The sequence below is a fragment of the Acinetobacter sp. MYb191 genome (genome assembly GCF_037572605.1).
In the GTDB taxonomy this organism is placed as follows: Bacteria; Pseudomonadota; Gammaproteobacteria; order Pseudomonadales; family Moraxellaceae; genus Acinetobacter; species Acinetobacter johnsonii.
In genome coordinates this window covers 40250-56286 of the sequence record NZ_JBBGZP010000015.1, presented here as the reverse complement: position 1 = coordinate 56286, position 16037 = coordinate 40250, and the positions used below count along the sequence as shown (strand labels likewise).

Below are 16037 nucleotides of genomic sequence, written 5' to 3'. Positions count from 1 at the left end.
GGTTACGATTACTTTAAGTCACAGCTAGTTAAATGACACCGTTGGTGCTTTTTGCACACTTTGCTCTGCACTAAAATTCGGTTTGGTGTCCATTCCAATCACCTTGGCAGTCATGACTTGTGGGAACTGACGCGCATAGGAGTTAAAGTCTTGTACTGTACTAATGTAGCGATTACGCGCCACAGCAATTCGGTTTTCCGTGCCTTCGAGTTGAACCTGTAAATCACGGAATTGTTCATTGGCTTTTAAGTCTGGATAGTTTTCTGAGACCGCAATTAAACGCGACAATGCACCTGTCATTTGCGCCTGCGCTTCTTGATATTTTTGGAATAATGCAGGGTCTTCTAATACTTCTTTATCGACTTTTAAACCCGCCACATTGGCACGAGCTTGTGTGACTTCGGTTAGGACTTGCTCTTCATGCTTAGCATACCCCTTCACCACATTAACCAAGTTCGGCACCAAATCTGCACGGCGTTGATATTGGTTTTGTACTTCCGACCACGCAGCTGTAACTGCCTCATCTTTGACCTGCAAGGTATTATAACCACAGCCCGATAGCGTTAACGTGCTCGCAAGGGTAACAGCGACAGCAGTTTTTTTCATAAAATTCATTCAGCTATCCTCTTTCTTTTGTATTTATTGCAATAACCTGATTGTAAACACATTTGATTATCCTTTTGTTGCTTTTAGTTAAAGCACCTAAAAATGAAAAACTGAGGAATCTTCACTCGGTTTTGATTATTCATTTTTATACTTAAACTAAACAACCGCGTGCAACTCTTGCTGAAAACTTTCTAGTTGATAGTCGTCTGCCAAGCGGGTTTTCCAGTATTTCAGCAGTTGGCTGTAATCAATATCTGAAGGATGAAAGTTAGTTTGGTAGTAAGACAGATATTCAGGTAGCAATTGCACAAACATCTTCACCAATAAATACAATCCAAAAAGATTCCCACCCAATTTCGGTACACTCTTTTTAAAATCTTGTAAAAATAATCGACTGGCCGAATAAAAAGTCAAACTGGCAAAGCCTGTTGTTACACTGCGCATGATTAAACGACGAATCTTGTCATCGCCATAAACATCTTGATAAACATCGAACGCAACCGCGCGATGCTCAATTTCTTCAATGGCATGCCACACCCAGAGTTTAACTGCATCATCATCCAAGGTACTCAATACCTCAGGATGTCTTAAGATATAGCCGCCTAGAAGTGCAGTAAAATGTTCAAAAGCACAGGTGATTGCGAGCTGAATTTTAGGATGCAGATTTTTCACATAATCATCTTTACGTGCTAACCACGCCTGAAAACGGTCGAGATTATAATCATCACGGCGCCATGCAGCATTAAATGCCGTGTGTGCTTGAGAATGCATCGCCTCTTGACCAATAAATGCCGCAATCTGCGCTTGAAGATTGTCATCCTTCACTTGGTCACGTACATTGCGCACACTATGCACAAAGAACTGCTCACCGATGGGAAAAGTCGAAGACAATGCCGTCAGTAAATGCGACATGACCGGTGAATTGGCAAAATAATGCCGGCGAATGGCTTTGGGGTTGAATTGCAAACGTCGAATCGTAATACCCTGAGCTTTTGGACGATGTTGATATAATTTTTCTGTCGTCACTTGAGTCATGTCCATTTCCTAACATTTAACCGAGCGATCTTCAGTATCTGAATTTAGAGGCGATTCACATATGGCAAAAATGCTTAGTGCATTTGCAAATTCGTCCATTTTTACCAGACTCTCCACCAGATCTTTTTCGACTTATCCCGATCCACCTCTTTCATATCATCTCAGGCAAACAGTGATCAATAAAAAACCCGCCGAAGCGGGTTTTTGTGTTGAACGATTTAGATTAAATGTCTAAATAATCCAAAATACCTTCAGCCGCTTGACGGCCTTCCCAAATCGCTGTGACAACAAGGTCTGAACCACGAACCATATCACCACCCGCAAAGATTTTCGGGTTTGAGGTTTGGAATTTATAGGTTTGCTGTTCAGCTGCAACCACACGACCTGAACCATCAAGGTTAATATTCACATTTGTAAACCAATCCGCAGGGCTGGTACGGAAACCAAATGCCAATAAAACTGCATCTGCAGGTAAAATCTCTTCTGAACCCGGAATTGGTTCTGGACTGCGACGACCACGGCTATCTGGCTCGCCAAGTTGAGTCGTAACCACTTTCACGCCCGTGACTTTGCCATTTTCACCGATGATTTCAATCGGTTGACGGTTAAACAAGAAGTTCACACCTTCTTCTTTGGCATTTTGCACTTCACGACGTGAACCTGGCATGTTTTCTTCGTCACGACGGTATGCACAGCTCACCACTTCTGCACCCTGACGGATAGAGGTACGGTTACAGTCCATTGCTGTGTCACCACCGCCAAGAACAATCACTTTTTTACCTTCAACACTGATGTACTCACTTGGGTCTTTTTCCCAACCTTGAGTACGGTTGACATTGGCAATCAAGAAATCCAATGCATCATAGACACCATTTAGATCTTCACCTGCGAAGCCACCTTTCATGTAGGTATAAGTACCCATACCCATGAACACCGCATCGTATTCAGTAAGCAATTGATCGATGGTGATATCTGTACCAATTTCAGTATTTAAACGGAATTCCACGCCCATGCCCGTGAAGATTTCACGGCGACGCTTCATCACATCTTTTTCCATTTTAAATTCTGGAATACCAAAAGTCAGTAGACCACCAATTTCAGGGCGTTTGTCGAATACTACAGGTTTAACCCCGCTACGCACCAAAATATCAGCACAGCCTAGACCCGCAGGGCCTGCACCAATGATCGCGACTTTTTTATCTGTCCACTTTACTGAAGACATATCTGGACGCCAGCCCAGTGCAAACGCAGTGTCATTGATATATTTTTCAGCGTTACCAATCGTCACTGCACCAAAACCATCGTTTAAGGTACAAGCCCCTTCACATAAACGGTCTTGCGGACAAACACGACCACATACTTCTGGCAACGTGTTGGTTTGGTGACACAGCTCTGCTGCTTGGAAAATACGGCCTTCAGCAATCAACTTTAACCAGTTTGGAATGTAGTTATGTACTGGACATTTCCATTCACAATATGGGTTACCACACCCTAAACAACGGTGGGTCTGATTTGCTGCCACTTCCGCTGTAAAAGGTTTATAAATTTCCACAAACTCTGCTTTGCGGACCTGAATCTCTTTTTTCTCTGGATCTTGGCGTGCTACATCCAGAAATTGAAAGTCATTGTTTAGGCGCTCTGCCATGTCTCTCTCCGTGGGTAGGTGCGGCCCGTTTATCTATCGTCTGCACCTGCCTATGTATCAGCAGTAGTGGAATTATTGTGGATCAGCTTGAGTGGTTTTCAACAAAGTCTGTAAGTTGGCAGCTTTCGGTTTCACCAACCAGAATTTACGACTGTAGAAATCAAACTCGTTACGGATCTTGTACGCCCAAGCACTACCAGTCTCAGCAATGTGTTCATCTAAGATACGGCTTAAGAACTCTTTATGTTCTTCCATCGATTCAGTCGAAATACGATTCAGCTCAATCAGCTCGTGGTTGTAATGATCAACGAAGTCATTATCAAGGTCAAGAACGTAAGCAAAACCGCCTGTCATACCTGCACCGAAGTTATGACCCACTTTACCAAGTACGGTCACGATACCGCCCGTCATATATTCACAGCAGTGATCGCCCGCACCTTCAATCACGGCGAAAGCACCCGAGTTACGGACTGCAAAACGCTCACCTGCTGTACCTGCTGCGAACAATTTACCACCCGTTGCACCATATAAACAGGTGTTACCAATGATTGCAGTTTCTTGGGTTTGGAAAGGTGAACCTTTTGGCGGGAAGATCGACACACGACCACCTGCCATACCTTTACCCACGTAGTCGTTCGCATCACCCTCTAAACGAATGTGCAAACCACCTGCGTTCCAAACGCCGAGAGATTGACCCGCAGTACCGACCAAGTTCATCTTCACTGGGTGCGCTTCCATGCTGAGGTTGCCATAACGACGCGCAATCTCACCAGAAATACGAGCACCAATTGAACGGTCACAGTTGCCAATGCTGAAGTGATATTCACCAGTGGTCCCAGCTTCAATTGCTGGCAACATTTCTGCCACCATTTTCTCAGCAAGCAAGCCTTTATCAAACGGTGCGTTACCTTCAACTTCACAGTACTGTGCCTTACCTTGCGCAGAAGGATGTGACTCCAGTAATGCGCTCAAATCAAGGTGTGCATGTTTCTCCGTTTCACCTGGAAGCATTTCAAGCAAATCTGTACGACCAATCAAGTCTTTGAGGCTTGAAACACCCAACGCTGCCAACCACTCACGTGTTTCTTCAGCAATGAAGGTGAAGAAGTTGATGAGCATTTGTGGCTCGCCAATATAATGTTCTTGGCGTAAATGATCTTGTTGAGTTGCAACACCCGTTGCACAGTTATTCAGGTGACAAATACGCAGGTATTTACAACCTAAAGCAATCATTGGCGTAGAACCAAAGCCAAAGCTTTCTGCACCTAAAATGGCTGCTTTCACCACATCTAGACCTGTTTTCAAACCACCGTCGGTTTGAACACGAACTTTACCGCGCAGGTCATTGACACGAAGTGCTTGATGCGCTTCAGAAAGACCCAACTCCCAAGGCGAACCTGCATGGTGAATTGAAGACAATGGAGAGGCTGCTGTACCACCGTCATAACCTGAAATGGTAATGAAGTCGGCATAGGCTTTTGCCACACCTGCTGCAATGGTACCTACACCCGGCTCAGACACCAGTTTCACTGAGACCATCGCTTGAGGATTGACTTGTTTTAAGTCAAAGATCAATTGTGATAAATCTTCAATCGAGTAAATATCATGGTGCGGTGGTGGAGAAATTAAGGTCACTCCCGGCACAGAATAACGTAAACGTGCAATTAAGCCATTCACTTTACCACCTGGTAATTGACCACCTTCACCCGGTTTAGCCCCTTGCGCTACTTTAATCTGCAAGACTTCAGCAGAGGTTAAATATGCAGGTGTTACACCAAAACGACCTGATGCAATCTGTTTGATTTTCGAGTTACGAATCGTGCCATAACGCGCTGGATCTTCACCGCCCTCACCAGAGTTTGAACGGCCACCAATGGTATTCATCGCAATCGCAATCGCCTCATGCGCTTCAGGAGACAATGCACCTAAAGACATGCCTGCAGAGTCGAAGCGCGGTAAAATCGCTTCTACAGACTCCACTTGATCTAGAGCAATCGAGTTATCTGTTTTTAACTTTAATAGGTCGCGAATTGTTGCCACTGGACGGTTATTCACCAGCTCAGCATATTCTTTAAAGTCTGTATATTGACCAGAACGCACTGATTTATGCAAAGCATTGATCACGTCTGGGTTGAATGCATGGTACTCCTTGTCGAAGACAAATTTCAGCAAACCACCTTGATCGATTGGTTTACGTGTTTTCCATGCAGTTTCAGCCAATTTCTTCTGATCATTTTCAAGGTCAACAAAGGTTGCACCTTTGATACGGCTCGGTACACCCGTGAAGCATTTTGAAACCACTTCTTCAGACAGACCCACCGCTTCAAACAACTGACCACCACGGTAAGAGGCCACCGTAGAAATCCCCATTTTTGAAAGGACTTTTAACAAGCCTTTTTCAATGCCTTTACGAAAATTCACTTGCGCTTGGATTGGGTCACCCAATAGCTCACCTTTTGCAACCAAGTCATTGATCACGTCATAAGCAAGGTAAGGATAAATCGCAGTTGCACCAAAACCGAGAATAACCGCAAATTGGTGCGGATCACGTGCCAGCGCCGTTTCAACAATAATATTGGCATCCGTACGTAAACCGACATTAATCAGGTAGTGATGCACTGCACCAGTTGCCATCAATGCATTGGCAGGTAAGAAACCTTGGCGGATTTTCTTGTCAGACAACACCAATAAGGTTTTGCCGTCACGAATCGCTTGTGCTGCTTCTTCACAGATACGCGCAATCGCTGCTTCTAGACCTTCATCTTCCGCATAATTTAAATCGATATCTGCAATTTCATAACCTTTACGACCCAGCGTACGGATTTGATGCATTTTCGAATTTGACAGTACAGGGCTTGAAATGATCAAGCGATCCGCATGCTCAGGGCTTTGTTCAAAAACGTTTTGCTCACGCCCTAAACACGTTTCCAATGACATCACAATCGATTCACGTAATGGGTCGATTGGTGGGTTGGTGACCTGAGCAAACTGTTGACGGAAGTAATCCGATACATGACGCACTTGGCGAGACAAAACCGCCATTGGCGTATCATCACCCATTGAACCCACTGCTTCCTGACCGCTTTCAGCGATTGGGCGAAGCAATTGGTCACGCTCTTCAAAGGTCACCATAAACATTTTTTGTGATGCTTTAAGGTCGTCGCCTTTTAAGCCTTGATCACATAAATATTCTTCAAGCTCTGGACTACCTTGTACACGAACCGAGTTTTCACGTAACCATTCACGGTAAGGGCGCATTTTTTTCAAGTGCGTGCTGACATCTTTAGTGTCGAGCATTTTACCTGTGAAGGTATCAATCACTAGAATTTGACCTGGACCGACACGACCTTTAGAAATCACGTCTTCAGGCTCGTAGCCCCATACACCAATTTCAGATGCCAGTGTGATGTAACCATTTTTGGTAATCACCCAACGAGCTGGACGTAAACCATTACGGTCCAACATACAAATTGCATGACGACCATCTTGAATCACGAGACCAGCAGGACCATCCCACGCTTCCATATGCTTCGAGTTAAACTCATAGAATGCACGTAAATCGGCATCTAACGTCTCCACGTTCTGCCATGCTGGCGGAACCAACATACGCAATGCACGGAACAAGTCCATACCGCCGCCCACAAGAATTTCAAGCATGTTATCTAAACTTGAAGAATCCGAGCCAGTACGGTTCACGATTGGATTGAGCTCAGTTAAACCAGGCAATAATGGGTTTTCAAACTTTGGCGTACGCGCCATCGCCCAGTTACGGTTCGCAGTAATGGTATTAATTTCACCATTGTGTGCAAGATAGCGGAATGGCTGAGCCAAAGGCCAACGCGGCAAAGTATTGGTCGAGAAACGTTGGTGGAACACCACAATATGTGACTCAAGACGTGGATCTGCCAAGTCTGTGTAAAAATCAGCAATCGCTTCAGGCATCATCAAGCCTTTATAGCTAATCACTGTTGAACATAATGTGGTTACATAAAATGATGAGTCATTGCTAAGCTGCTGTTCTGCACGACGACGTGCCAAGAAGAGTTTACGGTTAAACTCAACTTCAGACACACCCATTGGGCAGTTCACAATAATTTGCTCAAATGCAGGAAGTGACTGCATCGCAATCGAACCTAAAGCATCGTTATTGGTCGGGACCACACGCCACGCCAATACTCGGCAACCTTCAGATTCAATTTCTTTAGTTAGAATTTGTTTTGCATGTACTGCAATTGCTGGATCGAGGCTTAAGAACACCGTACCGACAGCAAAAACTTCACTGAGTGTAATATCACTGAGTTTTTTCGCTTCTTCACGGAAAAACTGTTTTGGCATTGCTAAGAGTAAACCGCAACCATCCCCTGTCTTACCATCTGCAGCAATACCACCGCGGTGGGTCATACAGCTCAGACTGTGCATAGCAGTCTTGACAAGATCATGGCTTGCATCACCCTGCATATGGGCGATTAAACCAAAACCACAGTTATCTTTAAACTCATCCGGTTGGTATAAACCTTGAGCGGGAGCTACAGTATTAGGCGATGGCATGTGCATAGCGTACCCTTCTTTCTACAGGCCCTGTCGGGCGTCTAACAATCTAATTACTTCTTGCCGATTCGTTCAATTGACTCATATTCAGATTCTGATTGAAGTACAGCATTTTTTCTTCACACCCAAGATAGACTGATTTTCGTCTTTATGCATGTCTTAATTGAAAAAATGTATGCAGCAGTCACGCACTTTTTTAAGGCACTTGGCCGCTACTATTTCGCTCATAAATCGAATCTTTTTTGCGCCAAAACAGTGACATCAACTCAATTCATGCACCATTAAAGCAAGTTTTATGCCAATTATTTATTTTGTGTGTTAAGCGCTTTAGTTTTATTAGGTTTGTGTTTTTTACGTAAAAATTTAGTTCGAGGACAATCCATTTATTGCACCATATCTGTGCACATATAGAATTTACATTTTTTGATGCGCCATAATGAACCAATTTTAATTAAATGGGTCGGTCACTTCAGGTTCATTTGTTTTATTTTGTGGCGCATTCTCTACGGTTGTTTGTGACTTTTGCACATCAACCACATTTCCATCCGCATCACGACGAGTAACCGTCGTCGATGTTGTCGATTGTTTATTTTGTGCAACTGCTGCACGTACCGCTTGTTGACGCGCAGCAAGAGTGGCTTCATCAATCACGGGCACAGCGGCTGGTTTCAACTGCACGGCATAGAGCTTATTGCTAAGTCCAAGTTCATCAGAACCGAGATCATTGACATATTCAGCATAGCTTTCAATTTTTTCAACTTTGGGTTGCACCGACTTCGGCAACGTCAGTTTTAAATCCGCCAATGCCTTTTGCGCCTCATTGGCATTTTTATACACACCATAGATCAGCACATATTGCTCAATTTGGTTTTCACCCGTCAGTCTTAAGTAACTAAACGCTTGACGATCAGATTGTCTTTGCAAAAAGCGCTTAATAATCGCCTCTTCTGAGACTCTAAACAGTTCAACTGTACTGTTCTTTTTATTTTCCTGAATAAATTTGGTCCCACGGAATTCAGCTTCATGCTGCGCGATTGCTACAACACGTGTCGTCATATCCAAAGGTTTTACTTCATCGAGGAATGAACCTAAATGTGCGGTTGTTGCGACTTTTTCTGGCTGAATTTGTAACTCAACTTCAGATTCAGCTTTTTTTTCAACTTCAACCACAGTCTCTTGATCTGTAATGGCCCAAAAGACTAAGGCGCCAAACAAGCATACCCCTCCGAATGCAAGCCAAATATAATTTTGCTTTGTCTGCCACTGGGTTCGAAGGGTTGTTGCCATAATAAAGTTATGCCTGCTCTTGGTTGGCTAAAATCGCCTGTTTCATCAATTCTACATCAAATGTTTTGGTAATGATGGCCTGTCCTACCGCTTGCATCAAAACCAAACGCAGTTGCCCGTTCAAGACTTTTTTATCATGAGCCATATACGCCAAAAAGTCATCGAGGGGAATCTGCGGACATACTATCGGTAAATTCGCGCGTTGAATGATATTTTTTGTACGCGCCAAATCTTCTGCACTGATCCATCCCATACGCTGCGATAAATCTGCTGCCATCACCATACCTGTTGCCACAGCTTCACCATGGAGCCATTCACCATAGCCTAGATAAGATTCGATCGCATGTCCAAAGGTATGCCCAAGATTCAATAATGCACGCTCACCTTGTTCTTTTTCATCATTGGCAACAATACGCGCTTTATGGGCACAAGAACGATACACAGCTTCAGCCAGTGCAGCTTCATCACCCTGCACCAAAGCATCTATATGTTGTTCCAACCAAGTGAGAAAATCAGCATCACCCAAAAGTGCGTACTTAATCACTTCTGCCAAACCTGCGGATAACTCACGTGATGGCAGCGTTTTAAGTTGAGACATATCCGCCAAGACCACTTGCGGTTGTTGAAATGCCCCGATCATGTTTTTACCCAGCGGATGATTAATCCCTGTTTTACCACCGACACTCGAATCAACCTGTGAAAGAAGTGTCGTTGGCACCTGAATAAAATAAACCCCACGCTGGAAGCATGCTGAAGCAAAGCCAGCCATGTCCCCAATCACACCACCGCCTAAAGCTAAAACTGTACAATCACGGTTGAAGCCTGACGCTAACAGTGCATCAAAAATCAGGTTGAGGTGCTCAATATTCTTATATTTTTCACCATCGGGCAAAATACAGGTTGCAACTGTTTTTCCCAATGCTTCAATTGCTGCCACGTAACGCGCTAAATACAAAGGCGCGACCGTTTCATTACTCACAATCATCACTTGGCGCCCGTGAATATACGGCTCAAGTAAAGCTTTCGGATCTAAATCACTGCCAATAAAGATCGGGTAACGGCGTTCGCCAAGTTCAACATATAAGGTTTGCATGGATCAAATCACTTCAAAACTGAATCAAAACTACTTTACAAGAATCAAGTTTAAGATACGCTGCGCAAGATCACGTGCAGCCCCTTGATTAGTCTCGATAATATAATGGGCAACTTCACGATATAAAGGATCTCGAACGCTGAGTAAGTCAGTTAACTTTTGTTCAGGATTCTCCACTTGAAGCAGTGGGCGATTTTTATCACGATAGGTTCGCTGTAGTTGAATCTCTACAGGAGTATAAAGATAAACAACGATACCACGTTGTTTGAGAAATGCGCGATTTGGAGCCTGAGTCACCGCCCCACCACCTGTGGCCAAGACCAAGTTGGGTCGAGAGGTTAACTCATCAATTACAACCGTTTCACGACTACGAAATCCAAGCTCACCCTCTTTTTCAAAGATCCATGGAATCGTTGCCCCTGTTTTACGCTCAATCTCATGATCGCTATCAAGAAATTCACGTCCTAACAGTTCAGCTAAATGTCGTCCTACCGTTGTTTTTCCAGCCCCCATAGGCCCTACCAAATAAATATTTGGTAGGGTTTCAAACTCTTTGCTTGGCAAGGAGTCACCTTTTAGATTTGTTCAAATTGAAAATATATTAATGATTTCTTGAAACACTGTCATTAACAATTCGTGGTGTCACAAAAATCAATAACTCAGTTTGTATCGTCGTTTTGACATTATTCTTAAATAAGTTACCCACCACAGGTAAATCACCCAAGAATGGCACTTTTTGATAGTCATTACGTTTCGTATCATCAAAAATACCACCCAGTACGACGGTCTCACCATCATCTACCAACACATTGGTTTGTAATTCACTGGTGTCAATCGCAAGACCATCATTAGTAATGTCACCAATCGAGTCTTTTTCAACCATGAGCGCCATTTGAACTTTACCATCTGGGGTAATGCTTGGAGTCACTTCTAACTTTAAATTTGCTGCACGGAATTCGGTTTTTAAGCCTTCTGTCGCACTCCATGTTTGATAAGGAATCTCTGTACCACGCAAGATATAGGCTTTCTGTTTATCGCCAGTAAGTACTTTAGGCGCTGATAGCACTTCACCATGACCATCCGCTTGAAGTGCGCTTAACTCAAGGTTCAACATATAGTCTGAAATTTTCAATAAACCAAAGTTAAACGTACCAGCAGTGTTTGTTGCTAAATCCACACCCAAATCAAAACTTGGCTGGAAATCTCCGCCCCACACTGGGCTATTGCCCAGCTTCTTCGCACTCCACTTAATCCCCAATTCACGAGAAAAGTCTGTTGATGCTGTGACAATACGGGCTTCGACCATCACCTGTTTCACTGCGACATCCAACAAGTCAATCATGCGACGGATCTTGTCAATATTTTGCTGCGTATCATTAATGATTAGCGTATTGGTACGCGAATCAGAAACCGCACTACCACGAGCACTCAATAAACTTTCCAAAGCCAATGACTCTGAACCCGCTGTACGGTTCGACTCACTTCCTTTGCTATCACGAGAGTCTTCCAACAACTTCAGTACATCTGCCGATTTTGCATAACTCAATTGAATGTAATCGGTTTGAATGGGTGAAAGCTTAATACTTTGTGCGATGGCTTTGGCTTCATCTTCCTCAGATTTGATCAGTTCAGCTACAGGTGCAATCCAAATCACATTGCCATTGCGGCGCTTATCCAAGTTCTTAGTTTTCATAATGATATCAAGCGCCTGATCCCACGGAACATCTTTAAGGCGTAAGGTAATATTGCCTTGTACTGTGTCAGAAGCCACCATGTTAATGCCTGTAAAATCAGCTAAGAGCTGTAATACACGTCGCACTTCAATATCTTGGAAATCCAAAGAAATCTTTTTGCCCGTATAAGCACTTGGTGCTTTAGGCTTCATTGGGTTTTTATCTTCAGGACGCTTTAAACTAATCGTGAGCTTATCTTCTGCCTGATAAGCCATATATTCAAAACTGCCATTCGATTGGATCGTGATCAGGCCGTTACTGCCATCGTTTTGTGCATCAATGGTCGATACAGGCGTGGCGAAATCATTCACATTGAGACGGCGTGATAAGTGGGCAGGAATTTTATTCCCCAAAACGCGCACCACAATTTTACTGCCTTGCTGTTTCACATCGACAGGGGTATTGCTACCTTTTAAATCAATCACAACTTGGCCTTCGCCGTCTGAACCGCGTTGGAATCCAATATTTGAAATACCTTGCTCTGAACGCGCCGCAGCAACAGGTGTTGCTAGCGCTGGGTTCGCTGAGTTAATTTTCAGAATAAAGGTATTACCTTCAACACGTGTAGTAAATGCACCGGCATCAGCCAAATTTACAGTTAAACGTGAACGCTGCGCATCTGAAGTTACATCTACTGTACTTGCTTCAGCCGTTGCCACCGCAATACTGCCTTGTTTTAAGCTCTGCTGTGCTTTATCAAAATCCAAAACCAAACGTGATGGCTGTTCCAACTGATAGGCTTGCGGCTGTGGTGGCAAACCGTTGAACATGACACGAATTTCCGTTCCCTGCCCCGGAATTTGCATCGGCACAATATTCGTAATACTGACTTGCGCACTTGCAGCCTGCATCACCGCCATTGCAATTGCACCCATTGAAAACTGACGGAACATATGGTTCATCGTATTGCCATCCCCAAATATAAAATCTTTAGCACTATTTTTCATTTTTATTCCTTTTCCTTTTTTAAGGCGCCGGCCCAATTAATACTAGGCTTCTCGGGCGCTCGACATAGCCCTCACGCCCATCCGTAATAATTTCAATCAAATCAATTTGTGTGGCAGTGATATTAATCACACGACCATGATTCATCCCCAAATAACTACCACGCTGCACGCGTTCAATTTCACCATCTGGTGTTTGAATCAACGCCAAAATTTGTCCATTTTGTCCGCGCATGCTGCCTTTCATGTTAAGCGATTCAATCGCATAACTTTCCAAGGGTTGTAATTGGCGCGATAGGTTTGGATAGACACGCTTTCCAGCCATAATCTTCAGTTCAGCCGCTAACGAGCTTGGCATAAACGGGCTCTTTAATTGGTGCGCAGCATAGTTAAAGGTCGGTACAGGTGGGAAATCTGGTGCTGGCTCAATCGGCAATGGTGGCTGATTGCGAATTTCAGCCATTTGCATATTGACCGCATCAATACGTGAATCACAACCGACAAGGAATAGTCCTACGCAGAGACTAAGTAAGAGGTTTTGATATTTCATTACTCGGCACCTCCCGCATCGGCTTTCTTATCATTTTTTGTATCTTTTACATCAACATCCGTTGTAGCCGTCGCCCCGACATAACGGTAAGTTTTAGCCTTTACACTGTATGAAATTTGCGGAATATCCGTCTTTTTATCATTGTTACTTGATGCTGAGATATCGAAGTCATGCAAGGTCACAATACGCGGCAAAGCTGCAATTCCACTGACAAATGAACCAAAAGAATGATAATCACCCGTCGCTTCAATGGAAATCGGTTGTTCGATAAAGAACTCTTGGCGAATTTCTGGCTCTAAACGAATATTTTTAAACTTTAATCCAGCATTTACGCCGCTCACATTGATATCTTCAACCAAACCCGGAATTTCAGTTTCTTTCGGCAACTGTTCTAACTGCTGATTGAAATTGGCTTCCATTTCTTGCAATTGCGCTTGATATTGCTGCAAGTTACGTAATTTTGAATCTTTTTCACGAAACTCATTCAGTAAATTTTGTTCTTGTGCATGTGCATTTGAAATCGCATCAAGCTTCGGTTTAATCACGACAAAATAACCCAATGCCCCAATCACTAAAATGATAAAGATCCAACAAGTCAGTTTGACTGAAAAGGGCCAACTACCGTAATTGTTTGGATCTAAGGTATTAAACTGTTGAAAAAACTTATCAACCGTCATTTTTTTCTTGGTTACAGCATGGTTTTCTGATGTTAATTCTTCAAATTCATCGCGACTCATTGTGCTGCCCCCGCTGTTGAATTATTAACTGTGCTTGTTGCTTCAGGTGTCGTCGTCGCATCAGGCGCTACTGGCTGAGCAATCTCATCTAAATCCGCGGTAACCACAAAGGTGCCATAGGTCTCTTCAATACGTGGCACGATGGAACTTGGTGCTTTATCTTTTTTCTCTTCAGCAACCAAGAATGAATTCATAAAGGCATTGCGATACCATGCTGATGCTTCCAGGTTACGTAAGAATTCCGCAACTGTATTCGGGCTTTCCGCTTTCCCTTCAATAGTAAATTTATCACCTGTGCGCACAAACTTAGTAATGTACATATTACTTGGTGTAACACGTACCATTTCATCGACCAAACGAACAGCCACAGGACGTTGACCTTGCAAACCTTGGATCAACTTCATCCGTTCTACAATCGCATTGCGCTGTTCTTGCAGACCTTCCAATGACTTTAATTGAACATCTAAGTTTTGATTGGTACTCATCACCAACTGATTGGCCTGTTCTTGATCTTCAAGTTTTTGACTGTAAAAGAACCAAGCCAAAGCAACAGCTAAAACTCCAACTAATGCAGCCCCAACACAATAGGCAATAAATTCTTTTTTTCGTTTCTCTCTTAACGCATCACGCCAAGGGAGTAGGTTTATTTTTGCCATTAATCAAAACTCCTCAATGCCAATCCACATGCCACCATGAGTGATGAAGCATCATTTTCAATTTTTTTAATGTCGATTTGTGGAGAAAAGCCCATCTGTAAAAATGGGTTGGCAATAGTGACCCGATAACCTAATTTTTGTTGTAATAACTTCGCCAGTCCTGGAATATTGGCATTCCCCCCTGCCAATAAAATATGGTCGATCTCATTAAATTGAGAGGACGAAAAAAAGAACTGCAAAGAACGTGCTGCTTGTTGCACCACAGCTTCAAGAAAAGGTTCAAGTACTTCAATATCATAGTCGTCAGGCAAGGTACGGCTTTTTTTGGCACGTCCAGCTTCTTCAAAAGACAAACCATAACGGTTTTGAATTTCTTGAGTCAGCTGTTTACCACCGAACACCTGCTCACGCGTATAAATGACTTTATTATTCTGCATGACGGACAAGGTGGTCATGGTGTGACCAATGTCCAGAATCCCAACAGTATTTACGCCCATTGGAAGCGTATCTGAAAAGACTTTGAATGCATTTTCAATGGCGAAACTTTCAACATCGGCAATCTTAGGCGTTAAACCACCCAACTCCAATGCTTCGGCACGCGCCTCTACATTTTCAATGCGGGTTGCAACGAGGAGTACATTGACACGATTAGGATTGGCTAAACGGTCTGGAAGGGCTTCAAAGTCCAAACTCGCTTCATCTAATGGGAATGGAATATATTGCTCAGCATCATCACGAATCTGAATTTCACGTTCGTCATCGTTCATATCGGCATCCATTTCAATGATTTTAGTAATCACCATGGACGTCGGAACTGCCAGTGCTACTTCTGTCGATTGAACATTGGCCAAATTTACCGCACGCTCAAGGGCATCACCAACTGCTTCTGGATTCAATATATTTTTTTCGACCACACTTCCTTCTGGTAATGGGACTAATGCATAGCTTTCCACCCAATACCGATTGTTTTTAACAGAAAGTTCCAATACCTTAACAGAAGTCGAACTAATATCTACTCCTATTAACCCCTTACTTGGCTTACGATATAACCTGAGCACAGTATCATTCCTATTATTTTTTTATCCCCAAAAAAAGTAACCCACTAATTAGTCCGCGTCTATAATTTTATACGGATACAATAACTCATCTAACATTCCGTATGTGTACAGGATATACTGACCGCTAATTAGTTTGCCATTAGCT

12 protein-coding genes are annotated in these 16037 nt (G+C 43.3%); all 12 read right to left on the bottom strand.

Features of this window, described 5'->3' with window-relative positions:
* Positions 1 to 24: 24 nt before the first annotated feature.
* The gene (locus tag WH214_RS10410; RefSeq protein ID WP_339422078.1) at positions 25 to 615 is read right to left on the bottom strand and encodes a LemA family protein; all 591 of its coding nucleotides are present in this window, start codon (positions 613 to 615) and stop codon (positions 25 to 27) included.
* A 147-nt stretch (positions 616 to 762) separates the two neighbouring features.
* Complete coding sequence (locus WH214_RS10405) at positions 763 to 1641, bottom strand: metal-dependent hydrolase (protein WP_339422077.1); 879 nt, start codon at positions 1639 to 1641, stop codon at positions 763 to 765.
* 223 nt (positions 1642 to 1864) lie between these two features.
* Complete coding sequence (locus WH214_RS10400; protein WP_339422076.1) at positions 1865 to 3286, bottom strand: FAD-dependent oxidoreductase; 1422 nt, start codon at positions 3284 to 3286, stop codon at positions 1865 to 1867.
* Between the two features lie 72 nt (positions 3287 to 3358).
* Positions 3359 to 7834, bottom strand: coding sequence for a glutamate synthase large subunit (gene gltB, locus WH214_RS10395; RefSeq protein ID WP_339422075.1), 4476 nt, complete (start codon positions 7832 to 7834; stop codon positions 3359 to 3361).
* 447 nt (positions 7835 to 8281) lie between these two features.
* Positions 8282 to 9121 (bottom strand): hypothetical protein, encoded by an 840-nt coding sequence (locus WH214_RS10390; RefSeq protein ID WP_339422074.1) that lies wholly within the window; start codon positions 9119 to 9121, stop codon positions 8282 to 8284.
* A 7-nt stretch (positions 9122 to 9128) separates the two neighbouring features.
* Positions 9129 to 10214 (bottom strand): 3-dehydroquinate synthase, encoded by a 1086-nt coding sequence (aroB, locus tag WH214_RS10385; RefSeq protein WP_259232929.1) that lies wholly within the window; start codon positions 10212 to 10214, stop codon positions 9129 to 9131.
* 30 nt (positions 10215 to 10244) lie between these two features.
* Positions 10245 to 10778, bottom strand: coding sequence for a shikimate kinase AroK (gene aroK, locus WH214_RS10380; protein WP_062032260.1), 534 nt, complete (start codon positions 10776 to 10778; stop codon positions 10245 to 10247).
* A gap of 37 nt (positions 10779 to 10815) precedes the next feature.
* The gene (gene pilQ / locus WH214_RS10375; protein ID WP_339422073.1) at positions 10816 to 12894 is read right to left on the bottom strand and encodes a type IV pilus secretin PilQ family protein; all 2079 of its coding nucleotides are present in this window, start codon (positions 12892 to 12894) and stop codon (positions 10816 to 10818) included.
* A 19-nt stretch (positions 12895 to 12913) separates the two neighbouring features.
* The gene (locus WH214_RS10370; protein WP_339993310.1) at positions 12914 to 13441 is read right to left on the bottom strand and encodes a pilus assembly protein PilP; all 528 of its coding nucleotides are present in this window, start codon (positions 13439 to 13441) and stop codon (positions 12914 to 12916) included.
* A complete protein-coding gene (locus WH214_RS10365; protein ID WP_339422071.1) occupies positions 13441 to 14178 on the bottom strand; it encodes a type 4a pilus biogenesis protein PilO in 738 nt (245 codons plus the stop codon). The genes WH214_RS10370 and WH214_RS10365 overlap by 1 nt, the downstream gene beginning before the upstream one ends.
* Complete coding sequence (locus tag WH214_RS10360; RefSeq protein WP_339422070.1) at positions 14175 to 14834, bottom strand: PilN domain-containing protein; 660 nt, start codon at positions 14832 to 14834, stop codon at positions 14175 to 14177. Before WH214_RS10360 ends, WH214_RS10365 begins: the two co-directional genes overlap by 4 nt.
* Positions 14834 to 15892 carry a pilus assembly protein PilM gene (locus tag WH214_RS10355; protein WP_339422069.1) on the bottom strand — a complete coding sequence of 353 codons (1059 nt, stop codon included), beginning with the start codon at positions 15890 to 15892 and terminating at the stop codon, positions 14834 to 14836. The genes WH214_RS10360 and WH214_RS10355 overlap by 1 nt, the downstream gene beginning before the upstream one ends.
* Between the last annotated feature and the right edge of the window lie 145 nt (positions 15893 to 16037).